Annotated in this window: 19 protein-coding genes and 2 tRNA genes; 6 read left to right on the top strand and 15 right to left on the bottom strand. The window is 47.3% G+C overall.

The genetic code is table 11. The features are described 5' to 3' along the window. Window positions 1-2 precede the first annotated feature (2 nt). Window positions 3-1,046 (bottom strand): small ribosomal subunit biogenesis GTPase RsgA, encoded by a 1,044-nt coding sequence (rsgA, locus tag K5X84_RS10930; protein WP_222237023.1) that lies wholly within the window; start codon window positions 1,044-1,046, stop codon window positions 3-5. Between the two features lie 68 nt (window positions 1,047-1,114). Between rsgA and orn the strand changes: the two genes are divergently transcribed. The 3 genes from orn to K5X84_RS10915 all read left to right on the top strand — a co-directional run bounded on the left by orn (window position 1,115) and on the right by K5X84_RS10915 (window position 1,925). Beyond that, window positions 1,115-1,666, top strand: coding sequence for an oligoribonuclease (orn, locus tag K5X84_RS10925; protein ID WP_199493626.1), 552 nt, complete (start codon window positions 1,115-1,117; stop codon window positions 1,664-1,666). Window positions 1,667-1,734: 68 nt separating this feature from the next. Further along, window positions 1,735-1,810, top strand: a tRNA-Gly gene (locus K5X84_RS10920). Between the two features lie 39 nt (window positions 1,811-1,849). Then, window positions 1,850-1,925, top strand: a tRNA-Gly gene (locus K5X84_RS10915). Between the two features lie 72 nt (window positions 1,926-1,997). On the opposite strand, the gene K5X84_RS10910 is transcribed toward K5X84_RS10915, so the two are convergent. Genes K5X84_RS10910 through K5X84_RS10900 form a run of 3 tightly spaced genes read right to left on the bottom strand, consistent with a single transcriptional unit; the run spans window position 1,998 to window position 5,952 of the window. Continuing rightward, window positions 1,998-3,143: a dicarboxylate/amino acid:cation symporter gene (locus K5X84_RS10910; protein ID WP_222235857.1), complete on the bottom strand. Its 1,146-nt coding sequence runs from the start codon at window positions 3,141-3,143 to the stop codon at window positions 1,998-2,000. A 46-nt stretch (window positions 3,144-3,189) separates the two neighbouring features. Further along, window positions 3,190-4,107, bottom strand: coding sequence for a histone deacetylase family protein (locus K5X84_RS10905; RefSeq protein ID WP_222235856.1), 918 nt, complete (start codon window positions 4,105-4,107; stop codon window positions 3,190-3,192). Between the two features lie 3 nt (window positions 4,108-4,110). Then, window positions 4,111-5,952 carry a GNAT family N-acetyltransferase gene (locus K5X84_RS10900; protein ID WP_222235855.1) on the bottom strand — a complete coding sequence of 614 codons (1,842 nt, stop codon included), beginning with the start codon at window positions 5,950-5,952 and terminating at the stop codon, window positions 4,111-4,113. A 91-nt stretch (window positions 5,953-6,043) separates the two neighbouring features. Here K5X84_RS10900 and K5X84_RS10895 point away from each other — a divergent pair, with 91 nt between their 5' ends. Together K5X84_RS10895 and K5X84_RS10890 are read left to right on the top strand one after the other, a co-directional pair. Further along, window positions 6,044-8,140, top strand: a complete 2,097-nt coding sequence (locus K5X84_RS10895) for a tetratricopeptide repeat-containing diguanylate cyclase (protein ID WP_222235854.1) — start codon at window positions 6,044-6,046, stop codon at window positions 8,138-8,140. 3 nt (window positions 8,141-8,143) lie between these two features. Beyond that, window positions 8,144-9,367 carry an Nramp family divalent metal transporter gene (locus K5X84_RS10890; RefSeq protein WP_222235853.1) on the top strand — a complete coding sequence of 408 codons (1,224 nt, stop codon included), beginning with the start codon at window positions 8,144-8,146 and terminating at the stop codon, window positions 9,365-9,367. A gap of 41 nt (window positions 9,368-9,408) precedes the next feature. On the opposite strand, the gene K5X84_RS10885 is transcribed toward K5X84_RS10890, so the two are convergent. Continuing rightward, window positions 9,409-10,407 carry a DUF4382 domain-containing protein gene (locus tag K5X84_RS10885; RefSeq protein ID WP_222235852.1) on the bottom strand — a complete coding sequence of 333 codons (999 nt, stop codon included), beginning with the start codon at window positions 10,405-10,407 and terminating at the stop codon, window positions 9,409-9,411. 198 nt (window positions 10,408-10,605) lie between these two features. Between K5X84_RS10885 and K5X84_RS10880 the strand changes: the two genes are divergently transcribed. Further along, complete coding sequence (locus K5X84_RS10880) at window positions 10,606-10,971, top strand: MaoP family protein (protein ID WP_222235851.1); 366 nt, start codon at window positions 10,606-10,608, stop codon at window positions 10,969-10,971. On the opposite strand, the gene K5X84_RS10875 is transcribed toward K5X84_RS10880, so the two are convergent. The 10 genes from K5X84_RS10875 to aroQ form a co-directional block, all read right to left on the bottom strand. Then, a complete protein-coding gene (locus K5X84_RS10875; protein ID WP_222235850.1) occupies window positions 10,925-12,733 on the bottom strand; it encodes a GGDEF domain-containing protein in 1,809 nt (602 codons plus the stop codon). The two genes, K5X84_RS10880 and K5X84_RS10875, sit on opposite strands and share 47 nt — an antisense overlap. A gap of 72 nt (window positions 12,734-12,805) precedes the next feature. Then, window positions 12,806-14,089, bottom strand: coding sequence for a phosphoribosylamine--glycine ligase (gene purD, locus K5X84_RS10870; RefSeq protein WP_222235849.1), 1,284 nt, complete (start codon window positions 14,087-14,089; stop codon window positions 12,806-12,808). Between the two features lie 17 nt (window positions 14,090-14,106). Then, window positions 14,107-14,934, bottom strand: a complete 828-nt coding sequence (locus K5X84_RS10865; protein WP_222235848.1) for a class I SAM-dependent methyltransferase — start codon at window positions 14,932-14,934, stop codon at window positions 14,107-14,109. 86 nt (window positions 14,935-15,020) lie between these two features. Continuing rightward, window positions 15,021-16,577 (bottom strand): bifunctional phosphoribosylaminoimidazolecarboxamide formyltransferase/IMP cyclohydrolase, encoded by a 1,557-nt coding sequence (gene purH, locus K5X84_RS10860; RefSeq protein WP_222235847.1) that lies wholly within the window; start codon window positions 16,575-16,577, stop codon window positions 15,021-15,023. 78 nt (window positions 16,578-16,655) lie between these two features. Then, window positions 16,656-16,949 (bottom strand): DNA-binding transcriptional regulator Fis, encoded by a 294-nt coding sequence (gene fis / locus K5X84_RS10855; RefSeq protein WP_011235515.1) that lies wholly within the window; start codon window positions 16,947-16,949, stop codon window positions 16,656-16,658. Window positions 16,950-16,956: 7 nt separating this feature from the next. Beyond that, window positions 16,957-17,928: a tRNA dihydrouridine synthase DusB gene (gene dusB, locus K5X84_RS10850; RefSeq protein WP_054491315.1), complete on the bottom strand. Its 972-nt coding sequence runs from the start codon at window positions 17,926-17,928 to the stop codon at window positions 16,957-16,959. A 124-nt stretch (window positions 17,929-18,052) separates the two neighbouring features. Then, the gene (gene prmA, locus K5X84_RS10845) at window positions 18,053-18,934 is read right to left on the bottom strand and encodes a 50S ribosomal protein L11 methyltransferase (RefSeq protein WP_199493638.1); all 882 of its coding nucleotides are present in this window, start codon (window positions 18,932-18,934) and stop codon (window positions 18,053-18,055) included. A 3-nt stretch (window positions 18,935-18,937) separates the two neighbouring features. Further along, window positions 18,938-20,287, bottom strand: coding sequence for an acetyl-CoA carboxylase biotin carboxylase subunit (gene accC, locus K5X84_RS10840; protein ID WP_222235846.1), 1,350 nt, complete (start codon window positions 20,285-20,287; stop codon window positions 18,938-18,940). Window positions 20,288-20,307: 20 nt separating this feature from the next. Continuing rightward, the gene (accB, locus tag K5X84_RS10835) at window positions 20,308-20,766 is read right to left on the bottom strand and encodes an acetyl-CoA carboxylase biotin carboxyl carrier protein (RefSeq protein WP_054491318.1); all 459 of its coding nucleotides are present in this window, start codon (window positions 20,764-20,766) and stop codon (window positions 20,308-20,310) included. A 14-nt stretch (window positions 20,767-20,780) separates the two neighbouring features. Next, complete coding sequence (gene aroQ / locus K5X84_RS10830; protein WP_054491329.1) at window positions 20,781-21,239, bottom strand: type II 3-dehydroquinate dehydratase; 459 nt, start codon at window positions 21,237-21,239, stop codon at window positions 20,781-20,783. Between the last annotated feature and the right edge of the window lie 111 nt (window positions 21,240-21,350).

Here is a 21,350-nt window from a genome sequence, read left to right as displayed (position 1 = left end):
AGTTACTTACCTCTAATTGCCCGACTGGGCTTTTGTGTTTTCATCGTCTCTATAATGCGATGATAATTAGAAAGGCGCCATTCATGCAATTGATTGTTACCGACAGCCTCTTGCAGTGCGCAGCCCGGATCATCGCCATGTTTACAATCGCGGAATTTGCAGCCGCCTAGGTAGTCGCGGAAATCGACATAGCACCGGGCTACTCTCTCAGGTTCCAGGTGCCATAACGAAAACTCCCGGATACCGGGTGAGTCAATAAGGGCTCCGCCTTCCTTTAAGTCATACCAGGTTGCAACCGTCGTTGTGTGCTGTCCTAATCCAGAGTTATCTGACACTAAATTTGTGTCGGCGTTCACGTCGGGTAAGAGCTGGTTTACCAGCGACGACTTACCCACGCCTGACTGACCGACAACAATCGAAATATGGTCTTTCAGCATCTCCTGCAAAGCATCCAGCCCGCTTTGAGTTGCACTGCTGACGTGAAGCACTTTGTAGCCGATGCTTTCATAGTCTTTCAGCCTTTGCTCAATATATTGACGTTCGGTCTCGTCAATTTCGGGCAGCAAATCAGCCTTATTCAGCACAATAACGGGCTCTATGCCAATGTCCTCGCAGGCGACTAAGTAGCGATCGATAATTTGCGATGAGAAGCTGGGGAGTACGCTGGAAATAACGAAAATTTGATCAATGTTAGCGGCAACAGGCTTTAATCCGTCGTAGTAATCAGGACGGGACAGCAGGCTATGTCTTTCCTGAACGGCAACAACTACACCCTGCATACCTTGTTGTTCGGCACTTGCTCTGGACCAGAGAACGCTGTCGCCACATACCAGGCTATCGACAACCCGGCGTATATGGCAGCGGTAGGTATTGCCTTCGGCATCGCGAATATCGGCGTGCTGACCGAAGCGGCTGATAACACGGCCTGCTTCCGGTGCATTGAGTTGGTTATCCGTCCACTCAATATCGGTGTTTTTCAGCCGTTTTTTTTGGTTGGCTGAAACCCGCCGTTGCTGGCCTTTGTTCAGACGTCTGCGTTTTACCAAGCCTGTAACCTGTTGTCGTGCTGGAAATGACGCTATCATACAACAAATTGCATTAAGAGAGCAGGGTAATGACAGAAGACGACAAGAAACAACGCCTAATTTGGATTGACCTCGAAATGACCGGGCTGGTGCCGGAAGAGCATCACATTATTGAAGTAGCAACCATTGTTACTGATGCACAGCTGAATACCTTAGCGGAAGGGCCTGTCATTGCTATTCATCAACCTCAAAAATACCTGGACAGAATGGACGACTGGAATGTCAAAACGCATACAGGGTCAGGCCTCGTTGAGCGAATAAAGCAAAGCCAGTATGACGAAAAGACAGCGGCAGCAGAAACCATTGAGTTTTTAAAACAATACGTTGATGCCGGGGTTTCTCCTATGTGCGGTAACAGTATTTGTCAGGACCGTCGCTTTTTAGCGAAACACATGCCTGAACTCGAAGCCTTTTTCCATTACCGCAACCTGGATGTCAGTACGTTAAAAGAGTTGGCAAAACGCTGGCAACCGGAGGTTGTTAATAGCTTCAAAAAGTCGGGTGCGCATGAAGCTTTGGCTGATATTCGCGAGTCTATTGCTGAATTGCAGCATTACCGAGAGCATTTTTTCAGCAAATAAGCCAATTGCGGCGCAAAAACTATTGACCTTATCGGTGGTATCAGTAGAATACACGCCGCACTGACGAAGCGGGAATAGCTCAGCTGGTAGAGCACAACCTTGCCAAGGTTGGGGTCGCGAGTTCGAATCTCGTTTCCCGCTCCAACGTCAGACTTTCCAGAATACTGTAAAAAGTACCAATACGCGGGAATAGCTCAGCTGGTAGAGCACAACCTTGCCAAGGTTGGGGTCGCGAGTTCGAATCTCGTTTCCCGCTCCAAGTTTTAATCGCTAGTACGGTTAAACTTCGTTTAATACGCACCAGCGACTCAATGCCTGCAATATTCGTTCGCTAACTCTTCTTCGAGCTGTCCACAAACATCGCAATAGCACCATCACCGGTAATGTTACAGGCGGTACCGAAGCTGTCCTGTGCCATGTACAAGGCTATCATTAAGGCGACTGCGGTTTCGCCGAAACCCAGCATGGAACCTAACAGGCCAACCGCCGACATAACCGCACCGCCTGGAACGCCCGGTGCAGCTAACATGACAATACCCAACATTAAAATAAACGGCAGCATGGTAAAGAACCCGGGAATGGCGAGGGAATTATGCAGCACCATAACCGCAACAGCACAGCTGACAATGGTAATGGTGGAACCGGCTAAGTGAACGGTGGCACAAAGTGGCACGGTAAAGTTGGCAACGTCGTTATCGACTTTGTTCTTGCGTACGCTTTGCAGGGTGACAGGAATAGTGGCGGCGCTGGACATAGTACCTAGTGCCGTAAAATACGCAGGCAGCATGTTTTTGATTAAAAACAGCGGAGAACGACCGGTTTTTATGCCCGCCATAATGTACATAGAGGTAATGTAAACCCAGTGCAGTGCGACAGCGAGTATCAGAATAACACCAAAGGTTTTCAACGTGTTAAACACAGTGCCTGCAACGGCCATTTCCGCAAAAATGCCGGCAATATACAGCGGCAGTAAAGGAATAATGACTTTAATCAGCAGCAGCTCAATAATGTCACGGCCTTGATCCGACAATTTCTTCAGGTTTTCAGCCTTGGTACTGGCAATACCCAACCCAAAGATAAAGGCTAAAACCAGTGCTGACATCACCTCCATTAGCGGTGGAACCGACAGCTCAATAAAGGGTTCGATAGTGGCTTTGGCTTCTGTAGAAACACTCTGAGCGTCGGTTGTCAGCCAGGGCACGACAATGCTGGCAGCGAAAAAGGCAACAATACCTGCAATAACGGTTGAGGCATAAGCAATGCCTAAGGTTTTACCCAGCATTTTTCCGGAGTTGCTCGGTAAGCTGGCAATACCGCTGGTAATGAAGAACAAAATAAGTAATGGGATAGTGAAGAACAGCAGTTGACCGAACAGTGTTTTGAAAGTCAGCAGAAGTTGGCTGACCCATTCTGGCATGTATAACCCAATAAGAATACCGGCGACAATACCCGCCACAAGCTTAAGAACTAATCCCATAATATTCGACTCTTTTTTTATGAATGTTTTAAGAATAGAGGTGCGCTTAGAGTAAGCCTTTTAAATGCGCAACAACACTGCGGCCTAACGCGCTGAGATTATACCCACCTTCAAGCGTAGATACGATACGACCGTCACAGTGTTTGTCGGCAATTTCTTTCAGCTTAACGCTTATCCAGTGGTAGTCTTCTTCTTTCAGGAGAAACTGAGACATGTCGTCTTCTGCGTGACCATCGAAGCCGGCAGAAATAAGCACCAGTTGGGGTTGGAAGTCGTCGAGTGCATGAAACCACTTTTCTGAAACGGCTTGTTGCCATTGTTCGCCTTTGCAACCAGCTGGTAGCGGCACGTTATGAACATTACCGGCGCTGCTGTCTTCGCCGGTAAACGGGTAGAACGCCTGCTGGAATGACGAGCAAAACAAGATACGGTCATCACCCTGAACAATGTCTTCGGTACCGTTGCCGTGGTGTACGTCAAAATCGACAATGGCAACGCGCTCAAGTCCGTGTTTTTCAATAGCGTGGTACGCCGCAACGGCAACATTGTTGAATAAACAAAACCCCATGGCTTTTGAGCGCGTAGCGTGGTGGCCTGGTGGGCGAACGGCACAAAAAGCCTGTTTGTTGAGGGTGGTCATAACATCGTCAACCGCATTAACCGCTGCTCCGGCTGCTTTCAAGGCAGCGGTTAAGCTACCTGGTGTCACTAAGGTGTCCGGATCTATCCATTCATGGTCGTACTCAGGAATTTCCGCACGAATAAAGTCGATATGTGCTTGGGAATGCGCCACCTGAATAGCTTCCCAGGGCGCTTCTGTTGCTTCTTTTCGTATAAGCACAAAGTCGAGGCCGGAGCGAATGAGTTGGTCATTAATGGCTTCAATACGGGCCGGGCACTCGGGGTGCTGCTCGTTGGGTATGTGTTTGAGGCAGTCATCATGACTGAATACGACTATCGACATAATTTACTCACTGCCTTGTTTAAGATCGAGTTTGAGCAAGACTTCACCCGGCTCTTCACTGGGCAAGCGTTTGAAGCCGCCCCGTTCAAACACACTTAACATGGGTTTATTCGCGGCTAATACGTAGGCTTGCATACTGTCCAGGCCACGCTCGCGTGCTATGCGAATCATTTCATCTAAGAGCTTGCCCGCCATGCCGCGGCCCTGGTATTTCTCGCGGGTCACAAAAGCGACCTCGCAACTATTTTGCGACTCGATGTAGTAGTAACGCCCAACCGCCTGAATCTGAACCGCAGAGCCTTTTTGATGCACAATACACAAGGCAAGATCTTTCGACTGGTCAACACTGACCAAGGTGCAGGATTTTTCCCGGGTCATGGTTGTGGGTACGGCGTTGTAGCGCAGTTGTAGAGTTTCTTTCGTATGAGAATAAAAGAACTCCTGCAGCCGACGTTCATCCGACGGATAAAGCGGTCTTAAATCAAAAGATTCGTTATTAATTTTGAGCTTTTTAAAGCCAATATCGCCTAACTCCGGCACATCAACTGGTGTTTGTTGCTGATAGTGGGGAACCCAATAATGTTTACGAACTTCCTGCAACAGGTGGCTACGGAATTTAGGGTGAGCAACGCGAATTAGCTCCATAGCCCGCTCGCGAATACTTTTTCCCCGCAATGAAGCGACGCCAAATTCGGTGACGACATAGTGTACGTGCCCGCGCGTTGTTACTACACCTGCGCCTTCCCGAATGAATGGGACAATGCGTGACACCTTACCGTCTTGTGTTGTTGAAGGTAGAGCGATAACGGGTTTACCGCCTTTACTTAAAGACGCTCCACGACTGAAGTCCACTTGCCCACCAATACCGCTGTAAAACTGGTGGCCAATAGAGTCCGATACGATTTGTCCGGTTAAATCCACCTCAATGGCGCTGTTAATTGCTATTAATTTGTCATTACGGGCAACGTTTGCTGGTGAATTTACATATTCACTGGGATAAAAACCGACATGTGGGTTGTGGTCAACAAAGTCATAAAGGGCTTTTGACCCCATGCAGAAGCTGGTCACAATTTTATTCGGGTGGAAGGTTTTTTTGCGGTTATTAATGACTCCTTTGAGCATTAAATGCATGACGTCGTCAGTAATAAGCTCGCTGTGAATGCCCAAGTCCTTATGGTTACTTAAGTAACGCAGTGCCGCAGCGCAAATAGTACCGACACCAATTTGAAGCGTAGAGCCATTATCAACCAGCAGCGCAATGTATTGGCCTATCCGCTCAATGATTTTACTGTCTTCAAGGCTGGGTGGTGGCAGTTCGGGCAGAGGTGCTGCATGTTCCCAAAAGTAATTAATTTGATTCGTGTGCAGAAAAGACTGTCCGTAAGTGACCGGCATATTAGGGTTCACCTGGGCAATAACGGTCTTGGCAGATTTAGCAGCGGCGGCGACCACGTCGACTGAAACCCCCATTGAATGGTAGCCGTACTTGTCTGCAGGACTGACCATAATTAAAGCGGCATCTAATGGCAGAATGCCGTTATTAAACAGGTTGGGAATATCGGAAATAAAGCTGGGGGTATAATCCGCACGGCCTTCATTCACCGCGGTTCTTACGGTATCGCCACCAATAAAAAAGGTATTGACCTTAAACAACTGCTGGTACTGCGGACCGGCCCACTTATTGTCGGACAGCGTCATTAACTGCACAATTTCAATATCATGCAGATTTTTTGCGTTTTCTATCAGGTCATCGATAAGCGCGGTTGGCACCGCAGCGTGAGAGCCAATAAAGATTCTTTGCCCTGACTTAAGTATCTTCGACCAGTCTAACTTTGTCGTTGTCATACTGCTGTTTTACCTCAGTGATTAGCTTTGTGCAATCATTCAAATTGAGATAAACTTGGTCGTTAATTAATCATTGAACGGACTCGCTCCCATGAAAAATAAAAACAAGAAATGGGTCAACTATTGCTTAGCCGCTTCAGCGTTTTTTCTGCTGGTAAGTTTTGGGTCCGTCTCAGCTCAGCCTTCGACAGAAAATATTAACGGTGTTCCGGTCGATATGGCCATGGAGGAGCAGCTGGATGATTACCTTAACTCTCTGGGTGAAGAGGAAGACTCGAGAGCTATTTTGTTTAATGTGCTGGAAGATATTTCGCCGAAAACGCCCGTAGCTACCCGGGCCAGAGCTAAAAGCTATGAAGTGTCCTGGTATTACTACGAGGGTGAAACCGAGTTAGCTTTCGAAAAACTGGATGAACTGCTGGCTCTTGCTGAAAACAGTGAAATTTCTGATGTAAAAGCTGAAGCTCAGGCGACGCGAGTTGAAATACTTCAAATGGAAGGTAAGTACGGCGAAGCGTTTTTGCTGCTCAACGATGTTGAGATTCCCCTTTCTAACTCTCGTATGCCAAGGGTTCGTTATTACGGTCACAACCTTATTTCGAGAATCTATGCTGACTGGAACCGTTACGATGATGCTTTGCGTCACTTGCTGCTGGCTCAGGATGCCGTCAACGAAACGCACAATGAAAGAACGCCCATCCGTCAACAATATCTGGACTACTCAATCGCAATTATTCAGTCTGAGTTGAAAAACTGGGAAGGGTCGTTAAAAACAATTAATAAAGCAATTCAAAGCGCTAAGCAGAACGAGCTGGAATACGACTTGCCTGATTTTTACCTGCACAAATCTTATATTGAAGCGGAAATGGACGAACGAGAAGCTTCTCTTGTTTCGTTAAGAAAAGCTTACCAAGCGGCAGTTAAAGATGAACGAGAGTATTTACTACCCGTTATTTTAAATAATTACGGTGACCACTACATGTCTGAAAAAAAGTGGGAAGAAGCCCGAAGTCATTTACGAGAAGCTTTGGAGTTGGCCGAAGAAGTCGAAGATATCTGGATGGCACAGACCATCCATTTCAATTTAGGCTTCATTGATGTGCATCAGGGCAACACGGAAGCCGGCCTTGAAGAAATGCGCGAAGCGGTTGAGTTTTATCGTGAGGAAGACATAAAAACGGAAGTTGAAGGGTTACTTGGCGAGCTTGCTGAAGCCTATGAGCTTGCCGGGCAACATCAAAAACAGGCCGAGACTCTAAAACAGCAGATGGAGTTGATGGAAGAGCTCTATCAAAGTGATCAACAGCAGAACCTGGCTAATTTACAGCAGCTTTATGAAAGCAAAGATAAAGAGCAGCAGATTGAGTTGCTGGAGCGCCAAAACGAACTTAAACAGCAGTTACTGGAAATTAACGAACAGAGAAACCTAATTTGGTTGTTATTGGGGATTGTTGCTGTATTCGCTGCTTTATTTGTTTTTCTAATGTACCGCAAAGCCCGACGCGCCAACTTAAGATTAAAAGAAGCTAATAATTTGTTGGCTGACCAGTCACGTAGAGACCCTCTTACTGGCTTGTGGAACCGCCGTGCTCTTCAGGAAGAGATGGAAGCGCGTAAACAGCATGGTGAGAGACGCGAAGCGGCGGCCCATTCCGATGGCCTTATTCTGCTTGATATCGACTTTTTTAAACGCATTAATGACAAATATGGGCACGCGGCCGGTGATAAAGTATTGATTGAAATCAGTCAACGCTTACAAAAAGAGTGTCGTGCAAGCGATAAACTGATCCGTTGGGGCGGTGAGGAATTTCTCTTTCTTGTTCGTAACGTAAGCAGTGCAGACCTGGAAGAAATGAGCGAAAGAATTTTGAAAGCGATAGCGAAAGAGCCGATTGCTTACGAAGGACAGGAAATTTTTGTGACAACTACTATAGGCTTTATTCGCCTGCCGTTTGCCGACATACCGGAACATGAAATGGATTGGGAGAAGGTCCTTCAGGTTGCCGATATGGCACTGTATACAGGTAAAGCCCATGGCCGTAATAGAGCCTGTGGCGTCACCGATTTATATGTTGAGTACGGCACGGCTCGCTCTGTGCTTGAGTCGGACTTATCCGAGGCACTGAATAAAAACTGGATTTCAATGGTGACTATTGAAGGCCCTCAATCCGCGAGAAAGTCTGTTTAGGTTATGTTGAAACTCTCTCAGTTCGGGCCTGGTGCGCTAGTAGCCGCGGCATTTATTGGGCCGGGAACCGTTGTTACAGCGTCGCTGGCCGGAGCAAACTTTGGTTACGCATTGCTGTGGGCTTTACTGTTCTCTATTGTGGCCTGCGTTATTCTTCAGGAAATGTCGGCCCGCATTGGTTTGGTGACACAAGCCGGGCTTGGCGAAAACATCCGTAATAACCTCACCTCTGGCTGGCTTCGTTGGTTGGCATTAATTCTCATTTTTAGCGCTATTGCTATTGGCAATAGTGTTTATCAGGGCGGAAACCTTTCCGGAGCCAGTTTAGGTGCTGGTGAGCTACTTGGGCCGGTACCAATACTGGATGCTTGGCTGAGCAATGCCTGGGCGCTTGTCATTGGTATTATTGCACTACTGATACTCTGGTCGGGTAACGCCAGGGTAATCGAGAAGGCCCTGATTGGAATGGTTCTGCTAATGAGCGTGGCCTTTATCGGCACCTTTTTATTAACAGCTCCAGACTGGAGTGCTGTATTTAAAGGTACCTTTGGGTTTTCATTGCCTACCGGAGCGACGCTCACTGTCGTTGCGCTAATTGGTACCACGGTAGTTCCGTATAATATTTTCCTGCATGCCTCCAGTGTGTCTAAAAAATGGCAATCTCCGAATGACCTTTCAGCTGCCCGTCGGGACCTTTTTCTTTCAATACCTTTTGGTGGTCTTATTTCTATGGCTATTGTTGCCACTGCAGCTTCGGCCTTCTTTGGCCAGCAAGTGACAATTGAAAGTGCAGGCGATTTAGCCGGATCGCTGCGTCCACTTTTTGGCGACGGGGCTACTTACTTAATGGCAATCGGGTTATTCGCTGCGGGCATTTCATCGGCGACAACGGCGCCTTTAGCCAGTGCTTATGCATTATGCGGCATTATGGGTTGGTCGGTTAATTTACGAAGCAGGGCTTTCAGAACGGTTTGGCTATCGATTTTGCTAATAGGTATTGTTATTTCAAGCGTTGGCATAAAGCCGGTAACGGTTATTTGGTTTGCTCAGGTTGCGAATGGGATTTTACTGCCAGTTATTGTCGGATTTCTGTGGTGGCTTTGTCAGAGTTCGATGTTAGGCAATTACCGTAACTCCGCTTTGCAAAATATGCTGGCTGCAGTCATCTTTTTAATTTCGGTGTTGCTCAGTGGCAGAAGTCTGGGGTCAGCATTTGGTTTTTGGTAAGAGGAAGGCTACGTCCCTGTAGCCAAAACTATCGAATGCCTTTATTCCTCAGCTGCACCAACAAACTCTAATTCCTGTGGCTCGCTAGATTCTTCAATAGTGACGTTCTCGGTTAAGAAAAAGTTCACGTCATCATCGGCTTCCGGATCGTCCCCACCATTACAGGTAAGCGCAGCTGTGTAGTCTCCTGCCGCAACAAAACCTATAGAGAAGTCGTAGGTGTCTACCCCGTCAAAATAAACCGCTGTGCTGGCATAAGGTTCGTTTTCTTCCGAACCGCCGTTATCAGCTAAGGTTGTTTCATCAAGGTCACTGCCTTCGTAGAGATAAACATAAGCTACCGGTTCTTCTGTGTTTTCCGGTGCTACGGTACAGGTTTCGTTAAATAGCAACGCACCTTCAGCAACAGTACCTTTCAGGTGACCAACAGCAGAGTTATCAACCAGACGAACGCCGCGCGGCTTAAGGATGTAGTGATCCTGGCCGACTGGGTTAGTCATGGCGTGGCGCAAATCAAACTCAACGGTAAAGTTAAGGTTTCCGCCTGCATCGGCAACAAAACCGTCTAACTTCAACTCGTTTGAAGGGACTTGTACGGCAACTTTTTCAGCTTCACCATCATCGTTGGTGTCTGTCATGATGTAAGAACCTTCAGCCATGACCAGTCTTAGCTGTCCGTACTGACCCGCATCAATTTCTGCGTTTTCAAGAAAAACCATCGAGTCATTGCCCGTAAACTCCAGCAAGTCGATGCCAATGGTATTTGCAATGGGTTGGCCATCTTCGTCGGTACAAAGGTCATTCTCTTCAGGGGCCTCAATATCCTCGCCGACGGTGAAAGTGCGGGGCTCATCGCCATTACCGGTAAGTTCAACTGCGTTAAAGCAGGCAACAACAGACTCAGCGTTGTCGACCGGGGCGTCACTAATGCCGAGGGAAAATTGTGCGGTATCGGTGTTATTGTCATCACTGTCAGAGCCCCCGCATGCGACTAGCCCTAACGTGGCGGTGGCTAGTGCCGTCAACATTAATTTATTCATAGTGCCCTTCCTTTTTATTTACGAAATAAAATGACATAACTTATTACACAGGGCTAATTTATAGGTGCTACAACCCTTTGTTAAAAGGTATTTTACAAAAATTTTCGTTGACAAAAGTTCGATATCGCTCTATATCGTCTTTGTCGTATACAACGACAGACTTTTTGTTCGGTTTTAGTCTGTAGGAAGGGCTTACACATGACCAAGATGACCCGTGAAGTATTGTTAAAGAAACCGTTTAACGATTTCCGCAACTACCCTTATGGCTTTTCTCGCTCAGGCGATTTCTCTATTCGTGAAAGCGATGCTTTGACCCATTACGGCTGCCTCATTACGGCAATGCTGGCGGGAGAGTTTGAACCTGTTTTACAAGAAGATATTGAGTTGCTGGCTGCGTGTCGGGGGGAACAAGCCCCTGTAACGGATGTAGAAAAGGTCTGGGCAAAATATCAGGCACGTATTCATCGGCCAAAAGTCGCCAGTATGTACGGGCGCGGTAAATTTGCTGATGATTCATTTAGCTCAGCGTCTGATACTGAAGATGATCTGATTGTTGAAGATTAACCTGGCGTAAACGTCTGGGTTTTTGACGGTGGCACATGTAGCAGTGGCTGCCGTCAGATTGTTTTGCTTCTTTTTTTGCTTCGCTGGCTAATAGTGCGACATCGTGATGTGATAAACACTCCGAGGGATCTGGCTGAACCACACCAATAGCAAGACTTAGTAATGGGTAGAAGGCCGGTTTACCGTTACGGGATAATGCTTTTATTCCCCCTAACTGAATGTGCTCCTGATGATAAAATCGGGTAATGTCTTGCTCAAAGTCTTTGATAATTTTATGACATAACTCTTCGGTTTGTTTTTTATCGGTGTCTTTGAAAATAGCGACAAAGTCGTCTCCGCCAATGTGACCAATAAAATGACCATGCCTGAATAAATTTTTTTGTAGTATCTGTGCTAACCATTTAATAATCTGATCGCCTTGTTCGTAACCGTAAATATCGTTAAAAGGCTTAAAATGGTTCAAGTCAAAGTAGGCCACTTGAAACGAACAGTCTCGGAAAAGCTGGTCTTCTATAACTTGGTTGATAGCTACGTTCCCCGGAAGTTGAGTTAAAGGGTTAGCATGGCGTGCGTTGGTAACTTTTAAATCGGTTATTCTGCGTAATAAATTTTTAATGGATGCTACACCGTAGTAAACATCTCTCTTAGTAACAATAATGTGCTGATAAATATCGACTTCATCATTATCGGTAATTAACTGACTCACTTCCTCCAGCGATGTTTGCCAGTCAACGGAAAGAGGGCGATCATCCATAATGTAAGAAACCGGTTTGTTGGCATAAAGAGCATGACCGTAGGAGCCAGAGAAGAATTCCATAACCTTTTCTCTTCGTATAATTCCGACGACCTTTTTCTCATAAATAACGGGCAAGGAGGATAACGTCTTATCTTGTGTGAAGGTGTCGAGCACTTGTGAAGAGCGAGTTTCCGCTGATACGCCGTGAATGGTATCGACCACACTGGCGATAGTTGTTTGGTAGTTTAGTGCAACAGAATGATTAGGAACGACCAGTGAAGAAGAGACCTCCAGTACCGGATAAAGCTGCGGCTTTCCGAGCAAGAATCCCTGACAATAATTAACACCCATAGACTGTAATTGCTCAAGTTCATCTGTGGTTTCGATGCCCTCTGCGATCACTTTCGTGCGTAAACTTGTGGCCAGCGATAGAATACTTTGCACAAATTCTCGTTTTACCGAAGATGTTTCAAGAGACTGAATAAAATAGCGATCGATTTTGACATAGTCAGGATGTAATTCCGACCAGAGCTTGAGCCCGGAGTAACCCGCACCTAAATCGTCAATAGCAATCATAAAGCCAAGTTTCTGATAGTGAATAATGGCGTGTTTCAGATTTTCGGTATCTTCAATTGGGTAGCGTTCTGAAATTTCAATGACAATTTGTTCTGGTGATATGCCAAATTGCTGGGACAAACGCAGTGTCGATCCATGCGGGTGAGAGTCATCCTGCAGAACATTGGGATTCACATTAAGAAAAAGTTTACCCTGCATAGAGTTTTTCTGAAACGCTTCCATGGCAGCAGAGCGACATGCTAGTTCCAGTTCTGATAATAGTCTTACTTTGCTGGCGAGAGAGAATAAGTTATCCGGGGATTCGAGAGAGTGTCCTTTAGGGCCGCGAATAAGCGCTTCATGGCCAATAACAACTCCGCGGACAGTGTCCATAACGGGTTGAAATAGAGGGTAAAGTTGCTTCCCCTGAATAAGGGTTAATAGCTCTTTTTTTAAATCACACCCAGGCATGAAACCTCCCATCACAACAGAGACAAAAGCTTAGTAAGCTTTTATGACAATGTAATGACAGGAGGTGGGTATTTAGCTTTCGCGTTTTATCGCACGGTGCGCGATATCGGTGCGATAATAAGCATCATTCCAGTTAATTTTATCAACCAGCTGGTAGGCAAGTTGTTGAGCCTCAGTAACGGTTTTACCCAGGGCTGTACAACAGAGAACCCGGCCACCACTTGTGACCACATTGCCGTCATCCATTTTAGTTCCCGCGTGGAATACCTTCTGGTTTTCAGAAGCTTGTTCAGGAAGGCCGTGAATGACATCTCCTTTGTTGTAACTTTCAGGATACCCTCCGGCAGCCATAACCACACCAACTGCAGCGCGCTCATCAAAGTCGATAGGCGCCTGATTAAGTTTGCCTTCAATTGCCTGCTGGCAAAGCTCAACCAAATCCGACTTTAAACGCATCATAATGGGCTGAGTTTCAGGGTCCCCAAAGCGACAGTTATACTCCAGAACTTTGGCTGTGCCGTCTTCAGCAATCATTAAACCGGCATAGAGGAACCCTTTGTATGGCGCTCCTTCTGCTGCCATTCCATCGACTGTAGGTTTAATAACGTGCTGCATAACCCATTTATGGATGCTTGGTGACACCACCGGCGCCGGCGAATAAGCGCCCATCCCACCTGTGTTAGGTCCTTTATCGCCGTTATCACGTGCTTTATGATCCTGGCTTGACGCGAAAGGTACAGCGTGTTCGCCGTCCACCATCACAATAAAAGAGGCTTCTTCACCGCGTAAAAACTCTTCTATAACGACGCGGTGCCCGGCATCGCCGAAACGGTTACCGGCCAGCATGTCGTCGATAGCGGCATCCGCCTGCTCCTGACTTTCAGCTATAATAACGCCCTTGCCAGCGGCAAGGCCGTCTGCCTTTATGACAATAGGAACGCCTTTTTCAGCGACATAGGCTTTGGCTGCCTCAACCTCTGTAAAGTTTTGGTAGTCGGCGGTGGGTATATTGTGGCGCTGCAGAAAGTCTTTGCTAAACGCTTTAGAGCCTTCTAGCTGCGCTGCTTTAGCTGTGGGGCCGAATGCGGCGAGTCCGGCTTCACTAAAGCGATCAACAATGCCCGCAACTAAAGGTGCTTCCGGACCAACAATGGTCAGTTCAACACCTTCGCTTTTGGCAAAGTTAAGCAAGCCTTCAATGTCTTCGGCGCTGATGGCCACATTTGTCAGGTTTGGCTCACGCTCTGTACCTGCGTTACCCGGGGCAACATATACGCACTCTACTTGCTGTGATTGTGCTGCTTTCCACGCCAGAGCGTGCTCACGGCCTCCGCCGCCAACGACCAATACTTTCATAAGGTTAGTTCTGTCCTCTAGTCTGTAACGGGTTTGCGAAACTTCAAGGTGAAGCGATCGCTTTCACCAATGGCTTCGTATTTTTCTCTGTTTTCTTCACCCAGCGTCAGGGTTGGAGGTAAAGTCCAGACACCTTTAGGGTGATCAGCTGTATCTTCTGGGTTTGCGTTGATTTCGGCACTAGCCACAAACTCGAAACCGGCTTGTTCAGCTAAGTCTATTACCCAGCTTTCTTTTACATAGCCAGAGTCTTTAAAAGCTTCAGCATCTTTTGACTCGGGCAGGCGATGGTCAACGATACCTAGCATACCGTTAGGTTTCAGCGTTTGATGAAACTGACGGAATGCCTGAATGACACCTTCTTCGCCTTCTTGCATATACCAGTTGTGAAGGTTGCGGAACGTGAGCACACGATCGGCACTACGAGCCGGTGCCAGGTCAGTGTCTTTACCCGGTGCAAATTCGGTCAAAATGACATTGCCATAGAGCGGATTAGTGGTTAATTTTTCTTTGAAGTTTTCAAGTGAACGTTGGTAGTAATCGCTACCTGAATCTTCCGGAAAGTGTGCAGCATAAAGCTGTCCTTCATCCGCCAGATAAGGGGCTAATATTTCAGTATACCAACCACCACCTGGCCAAATTTCCACTACCGTCATACTCGGCTCTAGCTCAAAAAACTCTAAAGTTTCTTTTGGGTTACGGAATTCATCACGAGCAGCGTATTTGTCGGTGCGGGATTCATGGTCGACTGCCGCTTGCAAAGAATCCGCCTCGGGGGCTGGAGAGCAGGCACTAAGGGCACTTGCTAATACTATGACAGAAGCGGATGTTATTAATTTTCTCATGCTATCACCTGTAGGGTTGGGAACTTGTCTATTAGACTAGCCCCCAAACGTTACGGACGCAATGCTATGCCCACTGGTTAAGTTGCCTAGTGGCGGAAATGTCTCATGCCGGTGAATACCATCGCGATACCGTGTTCATTAGCTGCGGCGATGATCTCTTCGTCACGGATCGAGCCTCCCGGCTGGATGATAGCGCTGATACCTGCTTCGGCGGCGGCATCAATACCATCTCTGAACGGGAAGAAAGCATCAGAAGCCATAACGGAACCAGGCACACTAAGATTTTCGTCGGCCGCTTTTATACCGGCAATTTTAGCGCTGTAAACGCGGCTCATTTGGCCGGCGCCTACGCCTACTGTCATGCCGTCTTTGGCATAAACAATGGCATTAGACTTAACAAACTTGGCAACTTTCCAGCAGAATAATAAGTCGGTCATCTGTGCTTCTGTTGGTTGCTTTTCAGTGACCACTTTTAATTCGTCTGCGTTAAAGTCCTGATTGTCGGTATCTTGTACTAATAAACCGCCACTAACTCGCTTGTAATCTAGCTGGGTGTTGGTTTCTTCCCAATTGCCGCACTCTAACAAACGAACGTTCTTTTTACCGGCAACCGCAGTTCTGGCTTTGTCGCTGACACTTGGCGCGATAATAACCTCAACAAACTGGCGCTCGACAATAGCTGTTGCCGTTGTTTCATCCAGCTCACGGTTGAAAGCAATAATGCCACCGAAGGCGGAAGTTGGATCGGTCTTAAAAGCGCGATCATAAGCATCGGTAATGGACTCACCAATTGCGACACCGCAAGGGTTTGCATGCTTAACAATAACGCAGGCCGGCTCATCAAAGCTCTTTACGCATTCAAGCGCCGCGTCTGTATCGGCAATATTGTTAAAGGACAACGCTTTGCCCTGAATTTGCGTAGCGCTGGAAACGGTACCGGCTGGAGCATTACGTTCGGTATAAAATGCTGCTGACTGGTGTGAGTTTTCGCCGTAGCGTAAGTCCTGCTTTTTCGATACCTGCAGGTTTAATGTACGCGCAAAGTCATTTCCACTCAGTTGCTTACCAAGGTAGTTGGCAATCATACCGTCGTATTGGGCGGTGTGTTCGAATGCAGCGACCGCTAAGTCAAAGCGAGTGCTGTGGCTGACTCCGTCCTGTTCTTCTAGTTCAGCAAGCACGCGTTGGTAGTCATTGGCATTGACAACAATGGTCACGTCTTTGTGATTTTTAGCTGCAGCGCGAACCATAGTCGGGCCGCCAATATCGATATTTTCTATCGCGTCCTCTAACGTGCAACCTTCTTTGGCTACCGTTTCAGCAAAGGGATACAGGTTAACCACAACCATATCGATAGGCGCAATATTCTGTTCCTGCATGACTGTCTGATCGATATCGCGACGACCTAAAATGCCTCCGTGAACTTTCGGATGCAAAGTTTTTACGCGCCCGCCCATAATCTCTTCCTGGCCGGTATGCTCAGAAACGTCAATAACGGTTATGCCTGAATCGCGAAGTAGCTTAGCGGTGCCACCTGTAGAGAGAATTTCAATGCCTTTTTTGGCCAGAGATTGAGCGAATTCAACAATACCGGTTTTATCAGAAACACTGATTAAAGCGCGTTGGATTGGACGGGTTTTCATTGTTTTGCCTTTCTATAACTCAGTTAAATTACGGGGAGGTCAATAAAAAAAGGGCGCCAAAAGGCGCCCAAAAAATTCTTAATTCATGCCGTATTTTTTCAGCTTCTTGCGTAAAGTGCCGCGGTTAATACCTAACATAGTTGCGGCGCGGGTTTGATTACCCCGGGTATAAGTCATGACTTCTTCTAGTAGCGGCGCCTCCACCTCGGATAACACCAGCTCGTACAATTCTTCAGGGTCCTGACCGTCCAGCTGGCGCAGAAAGCTATTCAACGCTTGCTTCACGGAGTCACGCAACGGCTTTGGCTGTGCGTTATTACCGATAGTGGTCAGGGGAGATACGTTTTCACGACTAGGGTTTTGATCAAACATAATACGCTTATCTCTTCTCTACAGTGACAAAATAATCTTCAAGTGCCTTAAGTTGCGCTTCGGCATCCTCAAGACGATTAAATGTTTGCCTGAATTCATCATTGCTGGCTTTTTCTTTTAAATACCAACCAACGTGTTTCCTGGCGATTCTGACACCCTGGTAACTGCCGTAAAATTCGTGCAATTTACCAACGTGATGAATGACGGTTTCAGCCACTTCAGTTAGCGACGGCGGTTGAAGTTCCTTGCCTGTCTGAAGAAAGTAAGCAATTTCTCTAAACAGCCAGGGATTACCCTGCGCGCCACGACCAATCATAATGGCATCTGCCCCGGTATACTCAAGAACTTGTTTTGCCTGTAACGGTGTACGAATATCGCCGTTAGCAACAACGGGAATCGAAACGGCGTTTTTAATTGCTTTTATCGTGTCGTATTCTGCACTACCTTTATACATGCAGGCGCGAGTACGACCGTGAATAGCAAGTGACTGAATACCACAGCGTTCTGCTAACTGCGCTATATCAATACCGTTTTTATGTTCAGGATCCCAGCCGGTTCTTGTCTTTAGCGTTACCGGAACGTCGACAGCGTTAACGACCGCTGTCAGTATCTCTTCAACTAACTCAGGGTGCTGCATAAGCGCCGAGCCAGCCATTTTTTTATTCACCTTTTTCGCCGGGCAGCCCATATTTATATCGATAATCTGCGCGCCCATACTGACATTAACCCGCGCAGCTTCAGCCATTAACTCTGGTTCAGAGCCCGCTATTTGCACGGCACGAATGCCAAGCTCTCCCGAATGATCCATGCGTTGCCTGGATTTATCGGTCTGCCATACCTTGGGGTTACTGGACAGCATCTCTGATACTGTAAGCCCAGCCCCCGTGCTGTAACAAAGCTGACGGAACGGCTGGTCAGTAACTCCAGCCATGGGAGCTAATATGACCTGATTGTCGAGTTGATATGGGCCAATCCGCATCGGTTAAAAACTACGCAGCGAAAGGGTGAGGAATTTTAGGGAATTTGCGCAATAAAGAAAAGGCTATTTATTACGCAATTTGGGTCTTTTTTTCATTTTTTACTATTGACAAAGCGGACGCTTGTTAACCAACCCGAGTACCGCTAAGCATTGCCCAGTCGCCGTCTATAGTCGGAGTGTCGAACTGTATCTGAGGTTGATAAGCTTCAATAACCCCTTCTATTTGTCGCTCCAATATTCCGGATAAGACTAATTGTCCCCCTGGCGCAACGAAGCCAATTATCGTATCGGCAAGTTCACGTAACGGGCCGGCAAGAACATTGGCCAGAACCAAATCAACTTGAGTATTAGGTTGCTGAGTCGGCAGGTAGAGACTGAATTTATCACCGACCTTGTTACGTTCGGCGTTGTCTTTTGTCGCAATCAGGGCTTGCTGGTCAATATCAATACCAGCGACATGTTTGGCGTCAAATAGTAACGCGGCAATGCCGAGAATTCCTGATCCGCAACCAAAGTCGACAACGGTTTTACCCGTGGGGGGATTGGCATCTATCCAACGTAAACACATAGCGGTTGTTGGGTGAGTTCCGGTACCAAAAGCCATGCCCGGATCGAGCAAAATATTAACGGCATCCGGCTGCGGTACTTCCCGCCAGCTAGGACAAATCCACAAGCTTTCGCCAAAACGAATAGGGTGGAAGTTATCCATCCATTCGCGTTCCCAGTCCTTGTCTTCCAGTGGGTCGACTTTGTATTGCAAGTCGTTGTCGAAAACGTTGGACTGCTTCAGGTTGGCAATAATAGCTTTTATATCAGCTTCGGCGTCAAACAAGCCCGTCGCTAAGGTGTGTTCCCACAATATAACGTCGCCGGGGCGTGGCTCAAAAATGGGGGTATCAGCGCCGTCGCGGTATGTAACCGCCTGAGCGCCGTTAGCCATGAGCATGTCCCCCACCTGGGGAGCATGCTCTTCACTGCAAGAAAGCGTCAGTTGTATCCAGGGCATTAATTAATGCCCGCCCAAACCGAGCTTTTTCTCTAGGTAGTGAATATTAGTACCACCGTGCTGGAAGTTTTCGTCTGCCATAATTGATTTTTGCAGGGGAATGTTCGTTTTAATGTTCTCGATGATCAGTTCACTCAAAGCATTACGCATACGTGCTATAGCAATATCGCGGTTCTCGCCGTAAGTAATCAGTTTACCTATCATTGAGTCATAGTTAGGCGGTACTTTGTAATCCGCGTAAACGTGTGAGTCCCAACGAACACCAAAGCCGCCCGGAGAATGGAAACGAGTGATGGTACCGGGAGATGGTGTAAAAGTATCAGGGTCTTCGGCGTTAATGCGGCACTCAACCGCATGACCGCGAATAACGACATCTTCCTGACTAATCGATAGTTGGCGGCCTGCCGCAATGCGCAATTGCTCTTTAATTAAGTCGATACCAGTGACCATTTCAGTAACCGGGTGTTCAACCTGAATACGCGTGTTCATTTCAATGAAATAAAACTCGCCGTTTTCATACAGAAACTCAAAGGTACCAGCACCGCGGTAACCCAGCTCTACACAAGCTTTCGCACAACGCTCACCAATGAACTTGCGCATTTCCGGAGTAATACCGGGAGCTGGCGCTTCTTCAACGACTTTCTGGTGACGACGTTGCATAGAGCAGTCACGTTCACCTAAATGAATGGCGTTACCTTGACCGTCGGCCAGAACCTGAATTTCAACATGGCGAGGGTTCTCAAGGAATTTTTCCATATAAACAACAGGGTTGCCGAACGCTGCACGAGCTTCGTTCTGAGTCATACTAATAGAGCTGAGCAATTCGCTCTCTTCGCGTACAACCCGCATACCGCGACCACCGCCGCCGCCTGCTGCTTTAATGATAATAGGGTAGCCGATGCGCTTGGCAAGCTTCATGTTACGCTCGTTATCATCGTCTAACGGGCCATCGGAGCCTGGTACGCATGGAACGCCGGTTTTCTTCATGGCTTTAATGGCTGACACTTTATCACCCATAAGACGAATGAGATCAGGTGTTGGGCCAACAAAGATGAACCCGGACTGCTCCACCTGCTCGGCAAAGTCAGCGTTTTCAGCAAGAAAACCATAGCCCGGATGGATGGCCGCAGCATCGGTAATTTCAGCGGCGCTGATAATACGTGGGATATTCAGGTAGCTTTCGTTTGCTGGCGCTTTACCAATACAAATCGCTTCGTCAGCAAGTAAAACGTGCTTTAAATTTCTATCAACCGTTGAGTGAACTGCCACTGTTTTAATGCCGAGCTCTTTACAGGCTCGCAGTATGCGCAGTGCAATTTCGCCACGGTTGGCAATGACCACTTTATCTAACATGACAAATTCCTGCGGTTACTTTATTCAATGACAAACAGAGGTTGATCAAATTCAACTGGCTCTTCGTTGTCTACTAAAATTTGCTTAACGACACCGGACTTGTCAGCTTCAATTTGGTTCATCATTTTCATGGCTTCAATAATGCACAGTGTTTCGCCAGCATTAACACGAGAGCCTACAGTGACAAATGGCTTGGCATCAGGCGATGGTGCTTCATAGAAAGTTCCAACCATAGGCGAACGAACAACATGACCGCTAATTTCTTCGCTGGCTGGCTCCGCTGAAGCTGCTGGCTGGCTTGCCGGTGCCGCTGGGGCTTGCTGAGGCGCCTGTTGAGGCTGTGGCGCATACTGCATTGGCGCAGGTTGCGCACTGTAACGGTTAATCCGAACGGATTCTTCACCTTCGGTTATTTCCAGTTCAGCAACGCCAGATTCTTCAACGAGCTCAATCAGTTTCTTAATTTTTCGGATATCCATGCTAACGTCTACCTTTAGTTATCTGTGTTATTCAATATGTTTAAAGCTGCTTGTAATGCGTATTCGTAGCCGCGGGCGCCAAGCCCGCAGATAACGCCGTCGGCCACATCGGCTAAATACGAGTGGTGGCGGAAGCTCTCCCGGCGATAAATATTAGAAAGGTGTACTTCGATAAAAGGGATTTGCACAGCGAGCAGAGCATCACGCAGCGCAATGCTGGTGTGAGCGTATGCTGCTGGATTGATCACGATATAATCGACAGAGTCTTTGGCGGCTTGTTGGATCCAGTCAATCAATTGATGTTCAGCATTTGACTGTCTGAAATCGAGCGAAGCGGAGTGCTTTTGGGCAATAGCGTCTAACGACTGGGCGATGTCATCCAGACTTTGACTACCATAAACCTCTGGCTCACGTTGTCCCAGTAAGTTTAGGTTAGGGCCATTTAGCACCAATATTTTAAAACGTTCTGCCATTGTGCCGCCATCTGCTGTGAAGTTACGGTAACTATTAAAATTGACCATAACTTTCAGTTTGGGTTCCTATAACAACAGTATTATAGGGAAAAAAAGCAAGATTGCAGCACT

Origin of the sequence: Idiomarina abyssalis (assembly GCF_019797805.1) — a bacterium.
GTDB lineage: Bacteria > Pseudomonadota > Gammaproteobacteria > Enterobacterales > Alteromonadaceae > Idiomarina > Idiomarina abyssalis.
This window is presented reverse-complemented; position numbering and strand designations above follow the sequence as displayed.

Coding starts and splice junctions, on each gene's coding strand:
- K5X84_RS10900 (WP_222235855.1), bottom strand. CDS start 5,952: ATGACAACGACAAAGTTAGACTGGTCGAAGATACTTAAGTCAGGGCAA.
- K5X84_RS10890 (WP_222235853.1), top strand. CDS start 8,144: ATGTTGAAACTCTCTCAGTTCGGGCCTGGTGCGCTAGTAGCCGCGGCA.
- orn (WP_199493626.1), top strand. CDS start 1,115: ATGACAGAAGACGACAAGAAACAACGCCTAATTTGGATTGACCTCGAA.
- K5X84_RS10910 (WP_222235857.1), bottom strand. CDS start 3,143: ATGGGATTAGTTCTTAAGCTTGTGGCGGGTATTGTCGCCGGTATTCTT.
- fis (WP_011235515.1), bottom strand. CDS start 16,949: ATGTTTGATCAAAACCCTAGTCGTGAAAACGTATCTCCCCTGACCACT.
- K5X84_RS10895 (WP_222235854.1), top strand. CDS start 6,044: ATGAAAAATAAAAACAAGAAATGGGTCAACTATTGCTTAGCCGCTTCA.
- accB (WP_054491318.1), bottom strand. CDS start 20,766: ATGGATATCCGAAAAATTAAGAAACTGATTGAGCTCGTTGAAGAATCT.
- prmA (WP_199493638.1), bottom strand. CDS start 18,934: ATGCCCTGGATACAACTGACGCTTTCTTGCAGTGAAGAGCATGCTCCC.
- dusB (WP_054491315.1), bottom strand. CDS start 17,928: ATGCGGATTGGCCCATATCAACTCGACAATCAGGTCATATTAGCTCCC.
- aroQ (WP_054491329.1), bottom strand. CDS start 21,239: ATGGCAGAACGTTTTAAAATATTGGTGCTAAATGGCCCTAACCTAAAC.
- K5X84_RS10880 (WP_222235851.1), top strand. CDS start 10,606: ATGACCAAGATGACCCGTGAAGTATTGTTAAAGAAACCGTTTAACGAT.
- K5X84_RS10865 (WP_222235848.1), bottom strand. CDS start 14,934: ATGAGAAAATTAATAACATCCGCTTCTGTCATAGTATTAGCAAGTGCC.
- purH (WP_222235847.1), bottom strand. CDS start 16,577: ATGAAAACCCGTCCAATCCAACGCGCTTTAATCAGTGTTTCTGATAAA.
- K5X84_RS10885 (WP_222235852.1), bottom strand. CDS start 10,407: ATGAATAAATTAATGTTGACGGCACTAGCCACCGCCACGTTAGGGCTA.
- accC (WP_222235846.1), bottom strand. CDS start 20,287: ATGTTAGATAAAGTGGTCATTGCCAACCGTGGCGAAATTGCACTGCGC.
- purD (WP_222235849.1), bottom strand. CDS start 14,089: ATGAAAGTATTGGTCGTTGGCGGCGGAGGCCGTGAGCACGCTCTGGCG.
- K5X84_RS10875 (WP_222235850.1), bottom strand. CDS start 12,733: ATGCCTGGGTGTGATTTAAAAAAAGAGCTATTAACCCTTATTCAGGGG.
- K5X84_RS10905 (WP_222235856.1), bottom strand. CDS start 4,107: ATGTCGATAGTCGTATTCAGTCATGATGACTGCCTCAAACACATACCC.